The 15,360-nt window shown below is 33.3% G+C and carries 19 protein-coding genes and 8 pseudogenes; 15 read left to right on the top strand and 12 right to left on the bottom strand.

Going from position 1 to position 15,360, the window contains the following annotated elements; genetic code table 11:
• Nucleotides 1-115: 115 nt before the first annotated feature.
• Both SJY24_RS18755 and SJY24_RS18750 read left to right on the top strand, forming a co-directional pair.
• A pseudogene (locus SJY24_RS18755) lies at nt 116-211 on the top strand (DNA (cytosine-5-)-methyltransferase); the annotation flags it as partial.
• Nucleotides 211-594 (top strand): annotated as a pseudogene (locus tag SJY24_RS18750) (N-acetylmuramoyl-L-alanine amidase C-terminal domain-containing protein); the annotation flags it as partial. The pseudogenes SJY24_RS18755 and SJY24_RS18750, both read left to right, overlap by 1 nt.
• A 16-nt stretch (nt 595-610) precedes the next feature.
• On the opposite strand, the pseudogene SJY24_RS18745 reads toward SJY24_RS18750, so the two are convergent.
• Nucleotides 611-901, bottom strand: a pseudogene (locus SJY24_RS18745) (contact-dependent growth inhibition system immunity protein); the annotation flags it as partial.
• A gap of 69 nt (nt 902-970) precedes the next feature.
• On the opposite strand from SJY24_RS18745, the pseudogene SJY24_RS18740 reads away from it, so the two are divergent.
• Nucleotides 971-1,189 (top strand): annotated as a pseudogene (locus tag SJY24_RS18740) (N-acetylmuramoyl-L-alanine amidase); the annotation flags it as partial.
• Nucleotides 1,190-1,236: 47 nt separating this feature from the next.
• Here the strand turns inward: SJY24_RS18740 and SJY24_RS18735 are convergent.
• Both SJY24_RS18735 and SJY24_RS18730 read right to left on the bottom strand, forming a co-directional pair.
• Nucleotides 1,237-1,665, bottom strand: coding sequence for an SMI1/KNR4 family protein (locus tag SJY24_RS18735; RefSeq protein WP_088047308.1), 429 nt, complete (start codon nt 1,663-1,665; stop codon nt 1,237-1,239).
• Nucleotides 1,665-2,639 (bottom strand): WXG100 family type VII secretion target, encoded by a 975-nt coding sequence (locus tag SJY24_RS18730; RefSeq protein WP_377865792.1) that lies wholly within the window; start codon nt 2,637-2,639, stop codon nt 1,665-1,667. Before SJY24_RS18730 ends, SJY24_RS18735 begins: the two co-directional genes overlap by 1 nt.
• A 90-nt stretch (nt 2,640-2,729) precedes the next feature.
• On the opposite strand from SJY24_RS18730, the pseudogene SJY24_RS18725 reads away from it, so the two are divergent.
• A pseudogene (locus tag SJY24_RS18725) lies at nt 2,730-2,948 on the top strand (N-acetylmuramoyl-L-alanine amidase); the annotation flags it as partial.
• Between the two features lie 374 nt (nt 2,949-3,322).
• On the opposite strand, the gene SJY24_RS18720 reads toward SJY24_RS18725, so the two are convergent.
• The 4 genes and pseudogenes from SJY24_RS18720 to SJY24_RS18705 form a co-directional block, all read right to left on the bottom strand.
• On the bottom strand, nt 3,323-3,622 hold the full coding sequence (locus SJY24_RS18720) for a contact-dependent growth inhibition system immunity protein (protein WP_000653703.1): 300 nt from the start codon (nt 3,620-3,622) through the stop codon (nt 3,323-3,325).
• A 12-nt stretch (nt 3,623-3,634) separates the two neighbouring features.
• Nucleotides 3,635-4,834 (bottom strand): WXG100 family type VII secretion target, encoded by a 1,200-nt coding sequence (locus tag SJY24_RS18715; protein WP_377865791.1) that lies wholly within the window; start codon nt 4,832-4,834, stop codon nt 3,635-3,637.
• 216 nt (nt 4,835-5,050) lie between these two features.
• Nucleotides 5,051-5,329, bottom strand: a complete 279-nt coding sequence (locus SJY24_RS18710; protein ID WP_377865790.1) for a hypothetical protein — start codon at nt 5,327-5,329, stop codon at nt 5,051-5,053.
• A gap of 246 nt (nt 5,330-5,575) precedes the next feature.
• Nucleotides 5,576-5,647: pseudogene (locus SJY24_RS18705) on the bottom strand (YolD-like family protein); the annotation flags it as partial.
• Between SJY24_RS18705 and SJY24_RS18700 the strand changes: the two are divergent.
• Nucleotides 5,625-5,711: pseudogene (locus SJY24_RS18700) on the top strand (N-acetylmuramoyl-L-alanine amidase); the annotation flags it as partial. The pseudogenes SJY24_RS18705 and SJY24_RS18700 overlap by 23 nt on opposite strands.
• A 94-nt stretch (nt 5,712-5,805) precedes the next feature.
• A complete protein-coding gene (locus SJY24_RS18695; RefSeq protein WP_377865789.1) occupies nt 5,806-6,363 on the top strand; it encodes a hypothetical protein in 558 nt (185 codons plus the stop codon).
• A gap of 39 nt (nt 6,364-6,402) precedes the next feature.
• On the opposite strand, the gene SJY24_RS18690 is transcribed toward SJY24_RS18695, so the two are convergent.
• Nucleotides 6,403-6,756: a YolD-like family protein gene (locus SJY24_RS18690; protein WP_377865787.1), complete on the bottom strand. Its 354-nt coding sequence runs from the start codon at nt 6,754-6,756 to the stop codon at nt 6,403-6,405.
• A gap of 69 nt (nt 6,757-6,825) precedes the next feature.
• Nucleotides 6,826-7,359, bottom strand: a complete 534-nt coding sequence (locus tag SJY24_RS18685) for a site-specific integrase (protein WP_377867276.1) — start codon at nt 7,357-7,359, stop codon at nt 6,826-6,828.
• Between the two features lie 156 nt (nt 7,360-7,515).
• On the opposite strand from SJY24_RS18685, the gene SJY24_RS18680 reads away from it, so the two are divergent.
• The gene (locus SJY24_RS18680) at nt 7,516-7,695 is read left to right on the top strand and encodes a hypothetical protein (protein WP_080029133.1); all 180 of its coding nucleotides are present in this window, start codon (nt 7,516-7,518) and stop codon (nt 7,693-7,695) included.
• On the opposite strand, the gene SJY24_RS18675 is transcribed toward SJY24_RS18680, so the two are convergent.
• Nucleotides 7,678-8,286: a hypothetical protein gene (locus SJY24_RS18675; protein WP_377865785.1), complete on the bottom strand. Its 609-nt coding sequence runs from the start codon at nt 8,284-8,286 to the stop codon at nt 7,678-7,680. The two genes, SJY24_RS18680 and SJY24_RS18675, sit on opposite strands and share 18 nt — an antisense overlap.
• A gap of 76 nt (nt 8,287-8,362) precedes the next feature.
• On the opposite strand from SJY24_RS18675, the gene SJY24_RS18670 reads away from it, so the two are divergent.
• The 5 genes and pseudogenes from SJY24_RS18670 to SJY24_RS18650 all read left to right on the top strand — a co-directional run bounded on the left by SJY24_RS18670 (nt 8,363) and on the right by SJY24_RS18650 (nt 11,431).
• Nucleotides 8,363-8,584: a hypothetical protein gene (locus SJY24_RS18670; RefSeq protein WP_377865784.1), complete on the top strand. Its 222-nt coding sequence runs from the start codon at nt 8,363-8,365 to the stop codon at nt 8,582-8,584.
• 79 nt (nt 8,585-8,663) lie between these two features.
• Nucleotides 8,664-8,991 (top strand): annotated as a pseudogene (locus SJY24_RS18665) (YqaJ viral recombinase family protein); the annotation flags it as partial.
• 160 nt (nt 8,992-9,151) lie between these two features.
• Nucleotides 9,152-9,397, top strand: coding sequence for a DUF3947 family protein (locus SJY24_RS18660; RefSeq protein WP_377865783.1), 246 nt, complete (start codon nt 9,152-9,154; stop codon nt 9,395-9,397).
• A gap of 817 nt (nt 9,398-10,214) precedes the next feature.
• A complete protein-coding gene (locus tag SJY24_RS18655) occupies nt 10,215-10,736 on the top strand; it encodes a C1q-like domain-containing protein (protein WP_377865782.1) in 522 nt (173 codons plus the stop codon).
• 137 nt (nt 10,737-10,873) lie between these two features.
• Nucleotides 10,874-11,431 carry an ABC transporter permease gene (locus tag SJY24_RS18650; protein WP_377865781.1) on the top strand — a complete coding sequence of 186 codons (558 nt, stop codon included), beginning with the start codon at nt 10,874-10,876 and terminating at the stop codon, nt 11,429-11,431.
• 91 nt (nt 11,432-11,522) lie between these two features.
• Here the strand turns inward: SJY24_RS18650 and SJY24_RS18645 are convergent, their stop codons facing one another.
• Nucleotides 11,523-11,735 carry a hypothetical protein gene (locus tag SJY24_RS18645; RefSeq protein ID WP_377865780.1) on the bottom strand — a complete coding sequence of 71 codons (213 nt, stop codon included), beginning with the start codon at nt 11,733-11,735 and terminating at the stop codon, nt 11,523-11,525.
• Nucleotides 11,736-11,989: 254 nt separating this feature from the next.
• On the opposite strand from SJY24_RS18645, the gene SJY24_RS18640 reads away from it, so the two are divergent.
• Nucleotides 11,990-12,493, top strand: coding sequence for a MepB family protein (locus SJY24_RS18640; RefSeq protein ID WP_377865779.1), 504 nt, complete (start codon nt 11,990-11,992; stop codon nt 12,491-12,493).
• A 355-nt stretch (nt 12,494-12,848) separates the two neighbouring features.
• On the opposite strand, the gene SJY24_RS18635 is transcribed toward SJY24_RS18640, so the two are convergent.
• A complete protein-coding gene (locus tag SJY24_RS18635) occupies nt 12,849-13,043 on the bottom strand; it encodes a hypothetical protein (protein WP_377865778.1) in 195 nt (64 codons plus the stop codon).
• Nucleotides 13,044-13,329: 286 nt separating this feature from the next.
• Between SJY24_RS18635 and SJY24_RS18630 the strand changes: the two genes are divergently transcribed.
• Nucleotides 13,330-13,938, top strand: a complete 609-nt coding sequence (locus SJY24_RS18630) for a hypothetical protein (protein ID WP_377865777.1) — start codon at nt 13,330-13,332, stop codon at nt 13,936-13,938.
• A gap of 368 nt (nt 13,939-14,306) precedes the next feature.
• On the top strand, nt 14,307-15,302 hold the full coding sequence (locus tag SJY24_RS18625) for a glycoside hydrolase family 25 protein (RefSeq protein WP_377865775.1): 996 nt from the start codon (nt 14,307-14,309) through the stop codon (nt 15,300-15,302).
• Nucleotides 15,303-15,360 lie beyond the last annotated feature (58 nt).

Raw genomic sequence — 15,360 nt, 5'->3', positions numbered from 1 at the left:
AAGTTCGTATTACTAATAGTAAATGCAATGATAGAGCAAAGTGTAATGGACAAGCGGTTGTATTTAGGAAATTTAATAAAAACGCTATTTTAATAGCAAGAAGGGAGGGGTGGCTTTGATTAAAATACTTGAATTATTCGGAGGAATCGGAGCGCCAAGAAAGGCACTTGTTAATTTAGGGATAGATCATAAAGCAATTGATTATGTAGAATGGCAAACGTGAAATATGACTTTGTATGGATTCCACGTTATGGCGGTAATAAGCCAGCATATCCTTGTGATATTTGGCAGTACACGGAAACGGGAAATGTACCTGTTATCGAAAAATGTGATTTAAACTATCTTGTAGGAAGCAAACCTTTATCCTGGTTTACAGAAGAGAAGCAGTCTGAACAATCTGTTACCAATGTTGGGTACCGATACGTTAAATCTGGTGGTTTTGGCATTTCACTGGTTCAAGAAGTAATAAATGCTATGAATGAGCGTGGAACTAAAGGGAAGGTGGTTTCTGACCCGTCAACTGGATTGGCATACTTAGAAACAGAAGTATTGCCAAATAGTGAGCTTGATAAAATAACAGCTTGGATGGATCAGTGGGACGGCTTTTTGTTTATTTTTTATTTTTTAATGCTTTTTTTAATAAATCAACTGTTTGTTCAAGCCATTCGAATGGTGTTATTTCTAACCCATCAAAATATATTCCATCTGCAGAAACCCGTATGTATTCATTTTTTTCTGTATTACTATAATCGCTTTGAATAAATTCAGTTAGAAAAATAACAGCGTCTTGTAAATATTCCGTACTTTCTTCTTCAAGTAACTCTTGGAATGCTTCTTCGTAAAATGTATCTTGGTGAAATGTAGCTGCTAAGAACTGATAAACCGGATCTTCTGGATTTTTTTAAAATTGCATATATTTATTTCCTCCTATTAACAAAATGGATATCCGGTTAAAATAAAACTTCCATTTATTGTAGGTAAGCGTGTTGTTTCTAAAATTAACAATTTACGTTTCTATGACGCTCCATCTTGGCAGGATAAAGATGGAGCTGGTTCTGTAGATGCGGGATTAGGATTTACGATTGATGCGAAAGTAAGTGTAAACGGCTCACTGCAATACAAAGTACACAATAGTAAAGGTAAAACATACTATGTAACAGCTAGTAATGTATATGTACGTGTGAATTGAGAATAACAGCCGACTCGATATAAATGAGTCGGCTGTTATTCTTTTAACTATGACAACAATTCCTCTACTCCGACACCATCTATTAACAATGCTTTTAATGAGGGAGCTATTTTAATTGTCTCTTCAATATCTAAATCTCCAAAATCCACTGTATATAATCCGAATCCTTCTTTTCCATCTACATATAATAATGCCTTTCCGCCTTCATCATCACCGATTGCCAGTGAATTTGGTATATATTTTTGAATATCATGTGCTTCATTCATCTCTATGCAATCAGTAGGGCTCCAAATACGTATGTAAAGTTCATTTTGTACATTAATCTCTGCATTTGTACAATGTTGGATTACTTCTAAATAATCTAATGGTACATCTATTGATGAGAACTTTTGTAATTCTTGAATAGCCTCTTTACTCGCTGGTGATTCCTGAGCTTCTAATGTGAAGGCCTCATTTAATTTTTCTAGAATATTCATTAATAATCAATCCTTTCATACTTTACTTTTAATTTATCAAGCATTTTATATTGCTGTTCTAAAGTTTCTGAAATGTTTTCTTTAGGGAATCCTGCGCGTTCAAAATCAGATGCTAGATTTTTTAATTCATCTTGTAAAGTAGAGCCCCATTTTCCATCGCCTGAACTTAAACGCTCATCACGTCTTAGATTCTGCGCATTAGAAATAATAGTGTGAGGTAATCCTTTTCCTGTCTCAATAGTCACTGTTGGTGCGAGTTTCGGGTCATATCCATACTTACCTAAATTTTCTTTTGCCCATTGTTGCTGTAAGCCATGATGTGATTGTAAATTACCGCCGTTTGGTTCTCGACCCTTAGGCTTAGGCATTGAATCACGATGTGTTTTATTAAATAATACATAATTTGGTTTTGCGCTGGTAACAGCTTTAGTAGCCTCAACGGCCTCAGTGGTCATTTTTACCCCTTTACCCACTTTAGCAAGTTTCCCGACTGGTGTAAGACCAGCTACTGCCATTCCACCTGCAAAAATTCTATCCCAGGTTGAAAGTTTTTCACCAGTAGATGGATCAACTCCATCCCACGCCCTTTTAATATCATATTCCCCACTTATTTCACCAGCTATATCTCTGGCTAATTTTTTACCATCAAATCCTTTTTCCTCTGAAGAAGGTCTACCACACATTGCACCTTCTTCCATTGTAACATCTTGATTATCTGTGTTGCAGAATTTTTCGGCAATTCGTTTCAAATCTTCTTCTACTTGTACAAGTGAATTGATAGATGTAAAAGCCTTTGGTTTGGCATCATTGAACATTTGAACGAAATGTTGATTAGAAGCACCAATCCATTGAGAACACAAATAATCAATTTGATTACATAAATTATTATGTATGGATTCTAAGGTGTGTCTGGTATTATTTGCACGGTTTGCGACTTCTTCTAGCATTTCAGGTGTTACCTTGATTTGAACCATTTTTTTCCTCCCTTTCCCAATTTAAATTATGAGATAAAAAGAAAAAAATGTAAATATATGAAATTCAGATTATATTAAGGGGCATTTATTATTGTAGGGAAACGAGTTGTTTCTAAAGTTAATAATCTACGTTTCTATGATGCTCCATCTTGGCAGGATAAAGATGTGGCTGGAGTAGTAGATATAGGTTTAGGGTTTGTTATTGAGACAAAAGTAATTGTGAATGGTTCATATCAATACAAAGTACACAACAGTAAAGGCAAAACATACTATGTAACTACTAATCCTGCCTATGTGTATGCGAGATGAAAATTATAAAAGCAGAACCCTCATAAGGTTCTGCTTTTATTTGTTGTACTTAATTTCCTTTAGCTAGTTAGTGTAAACCCCCATATAGGCTTTTTTCTTCAATTACCTCAACATCTTTTAAGTTTACAGACGTTTCGTATTCTGATTTGTTAACATTTTTCATACCTAATTCATCTGATTCTGATTTGTAGGTCGTTCCAATAATGACTGAGTCGGTGCTCCCATCTCCAGCAGTAATACCAAATTTTCGACCTTATAAAGTAAACAATAGAAAAGGGGGAAATATACTATGTTACGACAAATGAAGCTTTTGTGTATGTAAAGTAGAAAAAAGTAAAAGACCACCTGTAAAAGGTGGTCGAAAACCGTTCTTACTATTTATTTTTTAATGCTCTTTTTAAGAGTTCGACTATTTGCTCTAGCCATTCTATAGGGGTAAGGTTTAAAGCAGGAAAATAAATTTCGGCATTATATTTAATGAATTCTTCTTTTTCATGAACAGTTAAACCACTTTGTAGGAATGATGTAATGTCTTCAATAGTATTCTCTAAACATATATTAGTAACTTCAGTGATAAATTCGTTTATGGCGAATTCGATTGATTCAATATCTTGATGGAAAGTTCCTGCTAAAAAATCACCTAATTCTTCATATTGTATGTATTTATCTTTCATATAAACTCTCCTCTATCTTTCTGGATATCCTGTAATAATAAAACTACCATCTCTGTCTTTTTTTAAAACAATTCTTGCATTTTTTACTTCTGAGATAATTTCTGATCCTCTAGGAACATGCCTACCAGTAATATCTGTACCTTGGTATCTTAAGGGTAAGGTTGGCTTGCTGTCAGGGTTATTTAACCATCTGTTTATTTTTTCCGTATTTTGCGGGTTGCTTAAAACTTCATTTGCTATTTTTTCAGCCGTAGCTCTATCGGCAAAGGTGGACGCACCTGTTATTGTAGAATTACTTTCTAATCTTTGCAATAGTTCTTCATCTGTTTTTCCTACATGTCTTTCTATTAAATGTCCACCTCTAGCCTCGTGTGCAGCTAGGCCCCCTCCAGGGGCAAGTGAACTACTATCACCAGGTTTCACAGTAGTAGTATTTTCACCTTGAGCAAACTGGTAGGTTGAAAGTTTTTCTTCGGCTTGTCTAAAAGTAGCACTATCAAATGCAGATGTAACACCATTACCGCCTGCGAAAGCCAAATTATCGCCTTTATTAAATAATTGTCCAGCTTTTGAGATGCCTTGAGAGAATTTAGCACCTTGTGCTAGCTTTGCAGCCTTACTGACCCCTTTATCTCCAAGAAGACCTAATCCAATTTGTGTTAAAGCATACGATCCCCATCTTGCACGTGTTTCTGCATCCCCATTTATCACATCTTTATTATAAGAGTCGGATAACGCATCCCACATAGCAGGTAAAGCTTCATCTAAATGGGTGACAGTGTAGCCCATGCCTTTCCAAGTTTCCCAGTCACCTAATGCTTTTATACCGTCGATTGTATCTCCAACAGCAGCTCCCGTACCGTCTACTATACCATCCCAAACTTTTCCTAAGAAAGATTTTTCAGGTGATTTACTAGGTGTAGTTTCTTTTGGAGTCGTTACATCTTCGCTATCTGCAACGCGGAATTTTTCAGCAATTCTCTTTAATTCTTCTTCGACATGCACAAGTGCATTGATAGCTGTGAATACGGATGGTCTGGCATTGTTAAACATTTGAACGAAGTTTTGATTCGATGCACCAATCCATTGAAAACACAAATGATCAATTTCATTACATAAATTATTATGTATAGATTCTAATGCAATTCTGGTATTACTTGCACGATTTGCAACTTCTTCTAGCATTTCAGGTGTCACTTTGATTTGAACCATTTTTTTCCTCCCTTTCCCATTTAAAATTATGAGATAAAAAGAAAAAAATGTAAATATATAAATTTCAGATTAAATTAAGGGACATTTATATAAAATAAAAATTGTCTAACAGCAAATGAGACCTATGTGTATGTGAAATAGAAAAAAGAAATAGACCGCCTGTAATAGGTGGTCTAATATTATTTATTTACAATTAATATACTTTGAAAGGAATTGTTAAATTTCATTTAGCATAATCTCTAATGTATCTAATTCAATAAGTAGAGGGTCGTCAAAACTTTTTACGAGGCCGGTATCAGTATAGGCTCTCACTGTACCTTTAATTCGATGAGATTCTAGTCCGTCATTAGTATAATGGTTACTTTGCAGATAATTAGCTAAACGATTTAATCGTTTTAGTAAATCTTTATAGAAGGGATCTTCTTTTTGTTTATTTTTTGTAATTTCAATTACTATCTCGATTTGACTTAATAGTACATTTTTATTTTTAGACATATATATTTTCCTTCCTTTCTCCATTTAAATTATAAGATAAAGAGAAAAAAGTAAACACAGAAATGCAGATTAAACAAGGGGCTTTAAATAAACTAGAACCGGGGTAAATACAAATGAAGTGGAAGCGATTTTTCATAAAAGAATAGTTTGATTAACAAAAATAAGAGCCATCCTATTTGATATGATCCCCCTATAGTAGACAGAAAAAAGAAAGCTTTATATCCTGTCTATTATGAGGGGGATTTTTTAATTTATATTCACTAATTCATCAAACTTAAATTCGGTATTTAAACCGAATGCATCCGTACAAAATAAAGTGCACAACAGTAAAGGGAAAACATACAATGTAACTGCAAATGAAGCCTTTGTGTATGTGAAGTAAAATAAGAGCCGCCCTTCGTAATAATTGGGTGGCTCTTATTTTATCTTCATGTTATTATTTGTATATTTGATGTTAAAGGAAATAGGGGGAAATCATGGATATAGAATTAGTGTTTAAATCTTTAGTTCCATTTGGAAGTGCTCTTTTGGGGGGCTATATCACATATAGCATGTCTAGAGCCAAAGAAAAAAAGGAAGTAGCCAAGAAGCGATTAGAATCTGTATTTGAATTGCAGAAAATAAATTTTAAGTTACTGGGTATGTTTAATGAATTGAAGACTTCATTGTATATACATGCTTTTTCGGATGTTCAAACGGAAGAATATAGTGGGAAAAAAGTCACGGAAAAGGTACAAAAATGTTTAAATGAATTGATAGAATCGAATGTCGAGTCACTAGCACATGCTGTAAATATGGAGAAAGGTGTATTTGAGCTTGTTAAAAAAGCACATGACGAAGCTAATGTGCAATTTAAGCCTGTTACCAAGGCGGAAAATGTCGTTATAAAAGGTATGACAAGGATATATTCAGAGAAAAATATAAGTTCTTTAGACACAGTATATGATAATATAGAAAATTTACAAACCGCCCTAATGGAACAAGAGAAAGTGTATGTAGAACGGTACATGAAAAAATATAATAAGCATCTTTAAAACAAAGTCAAAAAAGACCGACTAAGGAAGTTGGTCTTTTTAATTTATATTCACAAATTCATCGAATTTAAACTCAGTATTCAAACCAAAAGCGTCCGTACAATACACAACTTTTAGCATTGGTTCAATATGTAATACATTTATGTACATGTCGTGAATCATACCGTCACGGAAATAAGAAATCAGTATTTCTTGTTTATTTTGCATCGAATGTATAAGCCCTTGCTCAATTTGTTCTTGCATATCTTCTGTAACCAAAGGCTTTGGTACCTTATTCAAATCGTTTAGTATCTCTCTAATTCCTGCGAACTGCTCCGGCATACTAGCAAATGGCCGCCACTTTACCATGCCGCGTCCTTTTAATTTTGGTGTTCCCCAATTTTCAATATCCATGTTGATCCCTCAGTTCGTATAATTTATGTTTATTATACACGAACAAGCGTTCTTTCATGAAGGGTGATTTTATTCGGACCACTCAACCAAAGTGCGCTTTTTACATGTGCCACAATCGAAGAAAGTACCTCTTTTTGCAATTCTTCTTTTAGCTCCACAGTTCGGGCAAACTACCTCTTGTTTATCAAACGCTGCGTATAAAAACCCTAGTTTTGGATGTATACTTTGTTTTAACATAATTGTTACACGAGTATGTCTCAGATCATGGAACCGAATATCAGGAATCTCACTTTTCTTTATAAGCTTTTTCCAGAGCTGTGTCAAACTTCTGAAATCACATGGGTTACCGTTATACGTTGGGCACACCAAATCGTAGTCATTATAACCTTCACCATATCTCTCTTTTTCCTCTGAGGTTTTTTGAAGATGTTCCTGAAGTGCCATTAATGTAATGTCAGGTAAAACAAGCAATCTCTTTCCAGAAGATGTTTTTGGTTCATGGAATTCCTTTGTAATATGAGAGAGGGAACGGTTAACAGATAACGTTCGTCTCTCAAAATCAATCTCTTTCCATTGTAGACCTAAGATTTCACCTTTACGCATTCCACATGTAATAGCAAGAAGATAAGCGATATAATAACGTTTTTTTTGCATATTCTAAAAAACGAAGAACTTCTTCATCAATTAAAAATCAGGGGGGTAACGCTGATTTAGTGGAAAGAGCTCATTATATCACTCTATCGGAGGAGGTGAGTTAGGATACGGAAATGGTTAAAGAAACTATTTCCGAAAAAACGCCCACCTTGCATTGTTTGTGAGAAACAAGAAGGTGAGCTTCACTTAAAAGAAACGAATTGGATTTTTGAAAATTGTGCCCAAATTACGCATGAACAAGGTATTGAAATAGATACCTATACCCTTTTACACCTTATTCCATAAATAAGAAAGCTGGTGGGCTTCTGATTCAAGAGCTATTAAATGATCATTATTAATAGAGTTATTCGTATACATTCTGTTCTTTTGGATGTCAAGGACAGTATAATTCACATCGTTATATTCATTTGAAAATGTTGATTCATTTAATAATGTCAGTGTTGAGTTGATGTTGTATTTATCAATTCGCTCTTTTTTTCCTTTGAAATATAGTTTGATTAGATGCGGCTCATCATTAATGAACAAACCGAGTTCAGGTGAAGAGCGGACGATTAAATCATCTGATATCCAATGTGATTTACCTGGATCGAACCAAGAGACGTCGTTGTTTTTAATAAATTTTTTATACTGCTTTATGACATCGATATAGTTTTGCTTTTTCTTTTGGTCAACCGTTTGCACTAATGTTTCGAAACATTCAAAAGGTAGTTCATTTTGATGAAATTTAATAACAGTGTCTCGTAATTGTTTCCAGTAATCAAAAGCTGGTTGGTATTCAGGTTGAGATTTTAGATTTTTTACAAAGTTTGTTTTAGCTGCACTACTTTTCAGTGTGAAGTCTAAAAATTGTGTAAGTCCGACTTTAATTTCTGCCATATTACACCCCCTTTCCAAACATTACTAATTCGATAATAGAAAGGAAAATACTGCATTTTTTAAGGAGGTGAGCTAGATGCTAGAAAACCAGATGTCCATGCACAATGGCTATGGTAAAGCTGATCCACAGGAGCAAGAAGGTATCATGACAACGTCTATCGATGCCGAAAAGTTACAAGATGCCATAAGTCGAGTGGTAATGATTTTACAGGAATATCTAGAAGGCGCGGAACCTGAGGGTGTGAATGGGAGCATTAATGAAGCATTGGAATTGTTACAAAAGTATTTGGGGCAATAAAAAAGAACTCATGGCAATGAGTCCTCATAAAAAAATATATGTTGGTACCAGTATACAAGGGAAGGTGAGTGAATAGAACATGCAAGCAAAAGTATTGGTTAACATACTAAACATGGACCCAAGCTATTGGTGGTTCAGATGTTTTTGCAATCGCAGGTTTAAATAGATGAAAATCAGCAGTTCAAGTATTCTTTGAAAAAACACAAGCGATTGAAAAAGAAGATGTACAAAGTGAATCGGAATATTTCGGAAACGTTGTGGAAGAGGTAGTTGTAAAAGAATTTTCCAAGCGTACGGATTTAAAGGTACAACGCAGAAATGCAATCCTGCAGCATCCTGAATACCCGTGGATGCTTGCAAATGTAGACCGATTGATTGTCGATGAAAAGATTGGCCTTGAATGCGAGAAGTAGTCGGAATATTTCGTAAAATATCGAGAGTCAAAAGAAGGAAGGTGAACAAAAACGCTATTTGAATAAAAGCTAGTGGACTAGTTTTTAACACTCACTGAAATTAAGAATCATAACATATTTTGTAATAACTTATATGGAAGTGAGTTGAATAATAATGTTTTATTCATATTTTAATACCCGAGCTAGAATGCGGCCTGCATACGGTACGGCTGGTATTACGTATAGTGGAGCACAAAGTACAATTCAAGCTGTTCAACAAGCGTTACAAGCACAGCAGCAAATGCAGCAAGGCATACAACCGTACTATTCATCTATGGAGTATTATTACCCAATGCATCATATTACACCATACGGAATTTCTGTTTCAACAATTCCATATGGAACTGTATACAATTTATAAAAATATGCAGGGGAATAAATTTGAGTGTTTATATAAGGGCGCAAGTACAGAGCGCCCTTATAAGAAATGATTCGCATCTAGGGAACAATTATAAAATTTTAGATATTGGAATGAGAATGTTACAACCTCATGAGTTATATGCAACGCAAGGATTCTTAAGTGGGGGGATATTATTTTTCCAAAATGAAAGGTGACGATAAGAATGATGAGAGCGGAATTTGGCAAAAATTATTGCCAAGCGTTTATAAATTTTGGATGCTTTACTATAAAAAAATATGAAAAAAGGCCCTGTTGTCTCCAACAGGGCCTTTCCTAAAATGGCAAAGAGTAACTCTTACCTTACTCTTTGTTCATAGAATACACAAAAATCTTACGTTTGTACAGGTCAATAATTTACAATAATAATATTGGAATATAATGTTTAAAAGGAATTTTGAAAGATGGAATATAATTTGTTATCGGGAGATTGTTGATTTTATAGGGAATTTAAGAGAATGTTATCATCTTATCGACAATAAAAGGATATTGAAATAATAAAATATAAAATATTGCATATCGTACTGAATGTTGTAATCTATTTAATAATAATAAAATTGAACGGAGGAGAAGGATGGAAATCCGGATTGATGAAACGGAATAATTGATATTAGTGATATAATCAAAATTTTAAATGAAAGCTTTGTTTTATACTTATACATTCTCTTCAAGCTGTCTTATGGTAGCACGTTCTTATTTTTGTAATAGCAGCAAATTAGTCTAAACCTTCCAAATCTAGCTTGCATAATATGTGGTAATAGAGTAGAAAGGAGCGATATATATGTCTTGTTATTACTACTGTAAGAATTGTGAGAGTTACAAAAAGAAAAATCATGATAGTTCTTGCAATCATAAGGAGAAAAACCTTGTAAGAGCATCCGCTTTTAGAGCGGTAAATACAGTTGATCAAAACCTTCCAGCCAATACTTTTGTCAAAGTATTATTTCAAAATGAACAATTTGATTTAGCGAATGAATATAACCCGGCAACATCAGAGTTTACTCCGAAGACTAGAGGCGTTTATTCCGTAATTGGAACGATTGGTTTCTTTCCAAACGATACAAATGTAAACTATAGAGCTCGTGTAGAAGTTCGAGTGAATGGAAATGCGGCAATTGCTATAGATAACGACTTTTTTGGTCCGATAAGTTTTGGGAATGTCGTAAGTGTTTCAACAATACTACAATTACATGCAGGTGATTTTGTTGAGATTTTTGCGCAAAGTAGTATAGATGGAGTTATTAGTAGTTCAGAAGATGGTTCTCATTTTGAGGCTGCTAGATTTCCATCTCCAATTGTATAAATATTAGAAAGGGAAAATTTTTATTAACTCTGCTTTTCGGTGGAGTTTTTTTATTTCATAATAGCAATAGCTCGTCCAAACTTTTTAAATTTATTTTGCATAGTATACAATAATAGATTTAGAAAGGGGATATAAATATGTCGTATTATTACTGTAAGCATTGCAATGGCTATAAAAAGACACAGCACACTTGTTGTAAGAAGAGTACAGATTATTACGATAAGTGTTGTGATAATAAGAAAGATAAACTTGTAAGGGCATCTGCTTTTAGAGCGGTTAGTACAGTAGATCAAAATGTCACTGCAAATACTTTTGTTAAAGTATTATTCCAAAATGAACAGTTTGATTTAGCGAATGAATATAATCCAGTAACATCAGATTTTATTCCGAAGACTAGAGGGGTTTATTCTATTATTGGTACAATCAGCTTTGCACCTAATGATAGTAATACGAGTTATAGAGCGCGTGTAGAAATTCGGGTAAATGATAATCCAGCTATAGCGATAGATAATGACTTTTTTGGTCCACCCAATTTTGCAAATGTCGTAGCTGTTTCAACAATACTTCAATTACATGCAGGAGATGTAGTTGAAATTTTTGCTGAGAGTGATGTAGATGGACTGATTATACAAAATGATCCAGGATTTATTAGTACGCATTTTGAAGCTGCAAGGTTCCCATCTCCAATAAAATAAAAGACATGCTTGTGATTTATGGACTATTTTTTAAAAAAGGCTCTACCTTATGGTAGGGCCTTTTAGTTAAAGGTGTTAAATTGGTAATATATTAAAATAAGTTCATAAATACTTGATAAGCAACACCTAGAGTTAATACGATAGCTAATAGTTTTGCTACCCAACTCGGTGCATTTAAATTTAGTAAAAGGGAATGACATATACTAAATGTAATGCCGAGTGTTAAAAGAATTGCGATAAGATATAAAGCTAATAGGAAGAAAGGGTGCTCTATGGAGCCAAAGTCAATTTTGGATTGAGTCATGTAATATGTACCTCGTTTTTGTTTGTATATTAATATAATAATAAATAACGCAAAAAATTGGAATAGTTATGTAATAAATACTATAAAAGTAAATTTGAAGTTATGGATGGAGTAGAAAAAAATAATCCTTGAAAAGGCGATAAAAAGCTATCATTCGTTTAAGTATATTTACAGTGGTTTTTGATTAAAATTTAAGTTTGATATACAAGAACAAGTGTTCTTGATATACTGAAAAATAAAAAAGGTGCGTCTACATGATTGATTTTAGTAATATAGTTGGAAAACTAGATGAAATGATTTACAAACCGAATAATCTATTCATTACTAACAAAAAAGAAGAAAAGCAAAATTCAGAATATGCAGGAGGGATATTCCAGCTAAATAATAGAAGTATACGATTTAGGGTATCAAAAATTACGCCTAATAAGATTGGACAATTTGTTTCTTTTTGGGAGAAGGATGCTTCAATGAAAAATCAGGCATTTTCTTATGATTCGGCTCCTAATCTTTTAGTTATTACTTGTATAGCGGATAATAAACTAGGACAATTTATTTTTCCAAAAGAGATTCTTCTAAAAGAAAAAATATTAAAAACTCAAAACCAAAAAGGGAAAATGGCTATGAGGGTTTACCCTATTTGGGATAAACCTGTTAGTAATCAGGCTAAGAAGAGTCAACTATGGCAACTTCAATATTTCGTCGATTTAAGTGATGCTGAAAATGTAGCTATAGATAAATTGTTAAACTTATATTCATAGCGCATAATAAGAAGGAAATTTGAAATATTCAATGTTTGTTCAGGTGGATATTTCGAAACATTAACAGAATAAGCCGCTAAGTAAAGAATAAAAAAGGAGCATACAATTAAAGTATGCTCAAAAAAAGATAGGTTTTATGAGTGGAGAATCTCCATACGATAATATATGCGCATTTCATTAATATGTGTAAAATATCAACAGAATATCAACAAAATATCAATTAATGAGTTATTTTAGTTTTTAATGAATTCATGTTTTTGTGAAATGAAAAAGAGCCGTTTCTTTTGAAAGATGCGGCTCTTTTTACTATTTTGTTATCGTACTGTTCGAAATGATAAATCATAAAATTATACGATTAACAATTTGATAATGATCGGACTTCAGTTATATATTTCTTAAAGTCTGGATATCGAGATACAGTTTGGCAGGTAGGGGTGAGTAATTGATTAATTAAAGATACATTTGTAATTACTTCGTTACAAGGACCATAGAATGTAACTTTTAGCTTTGAATTCGGGGGAACTTTAAATACGATAGGGATTTTTTTCATTAAATAAACTCCTTATTTATAGAAGGTTTATGTGTTAATCTTCTTTTGAATGTGAAGACATTTAAATATAATATGCAAATTTAGTGTAGTTGCTTATTATAGATGCCATATTAGTACATGGCATCTATAATGAGCATATTACTTGAAGTTAGGAAAGAAACATAGAATACTTTCCTTAAATCGTTTCATTACTATAAATAATGAATGTAAGAAAATAGTATATATGCCTTATGCAATTTTAAAGTTGCTATATATTATGGTAATAAGAATTGTATAAGGAGGTAGAATGCAAGAAAATGTACAAGTTGAGCTTTCACCACCGTGGATTACGTATTTTAATGAGCTTAAAAATTCTATAGGTGCTGATCCAACTGTAACAGTTGGTCCACTTATTCCGGTTGGTGGGAGTTTTATTATTTTAGTACAAGCTATGAGTAATGAAAAAGCGATAGCATTAGCTACGCTTCTTAAACCTTTCGTGGAATTTGGAATTGTAAGTGTAACGGTTGTTGTTAGTAACGAAGAAAGTGTGATTGTAAATCCGCTTCCATGTCCACTAGATGCATTTGAAATTGCACATTTATTCCAAGTAGCGTTAGAAAATAATCCTTATTTTCAACAAGGTGTTGTACAACCACAGCTACCAGGTGGAGCGAATGTTATTTTTCCAGTTTTTGCTGCGAAAGTTATTCAATTTTTTGACGATGATATTTCAAATCTTTGTCAAACGTTAACAGGTGTTGCTGCCAATGTATTTCATGATGTAATGAACGACGTTGTGTGCGATATCCCTATTTTATTCTCTACAAGCTGCGTTACAAGCACTGGTGATGTACGATTTGTTAGTGAAGGGAATATACAAAATAAGGATATAACACCAAAACTGTATTATTAAAATGTGAAAAGACATTTTCCTGAATCGAAAATGTCTTTTTCTTGTACGTAAAGAAAAAATAACTAGACAGCTTTTATTATTTAGCTGCCTAGTTACAGGGAGATTGAAAAATATTGGAGGTCAGTCATGAGTATAAGCTAAAATAGCTTACATATAGTATGCACACTATTTATAGTTTTATCCCGATATTTATAGTAAGAAAGTTAAATTTGACTATTTAATTTAAAGAAAAATATTCTAGATAGGTTGTATATTTTGAAAAAATGATGAGATTATATTTATTTATTTTATGGAGAGTTTGTATTAGGCGTATGAGTCTAACAATAATACAAGCTTTGAATAAGATAATAAAAAGGGGTTGATTAGTAATGGGTTATATTGTAGATATTTCGAAATGGAATGGAAATATTAATTGGGATATTGCAGCGCCTCAGCTAGATTTAGTTATTGCTAGAGTTCAAGATGGTTCGAATACGGTCGATTTTATGTATCAAGGTTATGTGAAAGAAATGAAGAAACGTAGTATCCCATTTGGGAATTATGCATTTTGCCGTTTTATATCTATTTCAGATGCAAAAAAAGAAGCGCAAGATTTTTGGAATCGTGGCGATAAAAACGCTAAATTTTGGGTGGCAGATGTAGAAGTTCAAACAATGGTAGATATGCAAGGCGGGACTCAAGCATTTATTGATGAATTACGCCGATTAGGTGCAAAAAAAATTGGTCTATATGTAGGACATCACACGTATGTATCATTTGGAGCTCGCAATATTGATGCTGATTTTATTTGGATTCCTCGTTATGGAGGGAATAAACCAGCATATCCTTGTGATATTTGGCAATATACTGATTCAGGAAATGTTCCTGGTATTGGAAAATGTGATTTGAATCAATTAATTGGGAATAAAAATCTTTCTTGGTTTATAGGTTCAAATCAAACAAATCAATCTAGTATTGGAGATAGTAAGCAACCAAATGGAATTGGTATTGCAGTTTCAAAATATGATGATGGATACGGTATTAATTTATATGAGAATCCTGCGAATCCACAGTTTACAGGAAGACTTACGAAAAAAATCCCATATATAATCTATAAAGGTTATTGGGGAGGTGGCGAAAAAGATATGATTTGTTTAGGTGGAGAACAACAGTGGGCTAAGTTAGAACATTTTAATGTGCAATGGTACTATGCATACTCAAAATACACACCTGGATATGAAATTAGAACGTACGATGGACCAAACGGGAATGATACAGGAGCGGTCGATGGGAAAAATCCTTATCGTATTTGGAATCGTCAGGATGGATATGTAGATATAGGTGGAAACAAATGGATCAAAGAAGAACATGTACAGATTAAATGATGTTAAAAAATCGGCTTCATGCCAGCTTTTAGTGTTTAATAAAGCTTGCCTCTGACAT

Origin of the sequence: Bacillus sp. R86525 (assembly GCF_042466195.1) — a bacterium.
Classification (GTDB): domain Bacteria; phylum Bacillota; class Bacilli; order Bacillales; family Bacillaceae_G; genus Bacillus_A; species Bacillus_A nitratireducens.
This window is presented reverse-complemented; position numbering and strand designations above follow the sequence as displayed.

What these genes read in the sequence shown, in the direction of transcription:
- SJY24_RS18685 (WP_377867276.1), bottom strand. Translation starts at nt 7,359, where the DNA reads ATGCGTAAAGGTGAAATCTTAGGTCTACAATGGAAAGAGATTGATTTT.
- SJY24_RS18730 (WP_377865792.1), bottom strand. Translation starts at nt 2,639, where the DNA reads ATGGTTCAAATCAAGGTAACACCTGAAATGCTAGAAGAAGTCGCAAAC.
- SJY24_RS18655 (WP_377865782.1), top strand. Translation starts at nt 10,215, where the DNA reads ATGTCTTGTTATTACTACTGTAAGAATTGTGAGAGTTACAAAAAGAAA.
- SJY24_RS18675 (WP_377865785.1), bottom strand. Translation starts at nt 8,286, where the DNA reads ATGGCAGAAATTAAAGTCGGACTTACACAATTTTTAGACTTCACACTG.
- SJY24_RS18720 (WP_000653703.1), bottom strand. Translation starts at nt 3,622, where the DNA reads ATGAAAGATAAATACATACAATATGAAGAATTAGGTGATTTTTTAGCA.
- SJY24_RS18710 (WP_377865790.1), bottom strand. Translation starts at nt 5,329, where the DNA reads ATGTCTAAAAATAAAAATGTACTATTAAGTCAAATCGAGATAGTAATT.
- SJY24_RS18650 (WP_377865781.1), top strand. Translation starts at nt 10,874, where the DNA reads ATGTCGTATTATTACTGTAAGCATTGCAATGGCTATAAAAAGACACAG.
- SJY24_RS18645 (WP_377865780.1), bottom strand. Translation starts at nt 11,735, where the DNA reads ATGACTCAATCCAAAATTGACTTTGGCTCCATAGAGCACCCTTTCTTC.
- SJY24_RS18670 (WP_377865784.1), top strand. Translation starts at nt 8,363, where the DNA reads ATGCTAGAAAACCAGATGTCCATGCACAATGGCTATGGTAAAGCTGAT.
- SJY24_RS18625 (WP_377865775.1), top strand. Translation starts at nt 14,307, where the DNA reads ATGGGTTATATTGTAGATATTTCGAAATGGAATGGAAATATTAATTGG.
- SJY24_RS18635 (WP_377865778.1), bottom strand. Translation starts at nt 13,043, where the DNA reads ATGAAAAAAATCCCTATCGTATTTAAAGTTCCCCCGAATTCAAAGCTA.
- SJY24_RS18640 (WP_377865779.1), top strand. Translation starts at nt 11,990, where the DNA reads ATGATTGATTTTAGTAATATAGTTGGAAAACTAGATGAAATGATTTAC.
- SJY24_RS18715 (WP_377865791.1), bottom strand. Translation starts at nt 4,834, where the DNA reads ATGGTTCAAATCAAAGTGACACCTGAAATGCTAGAAGAAGTTGCAAAT.
- SJY24_RS18735 (WP_088047308.1), bottom strand. Translation starts at nt 1,665, where the DNA reads ATGAATATTCTAGAAAAATTAAATGAGGCCTTCACATTAGAAGCTCAG.
- SJY24_RS18690 (WP_377865787.1), bottom strand. Translation starts at nt 6,756, where the DNA reads ATGGATATTGAAAATTGGGGAACACCAAAATTAAAAGGACGCGGCATG.
- SJY24_RS18660 (WP_377865783.1), top strand. Translation starts at nt 9,152, where the DNA reads ATGTTTTATTCATATTTTAATACCCGAGCTAGAATGCGGCCTGCATAC.
- SJY24_RS18695 (WP_377865789.1), top strand. Translation starts at nt 5,806, where the DNA reads ATGGATATAGAATTAGTGTTTAAATCTTTAGTTCCATTTGGAAGTGCT.
- SJY24_RS18630 (WP_377865777.1), top strand. Translation starts at nt 13,330, where the DNA reads ATGCAAGAAAATGTACAAGTTGAGCTTTCACCACCGTGGATTACGTAT.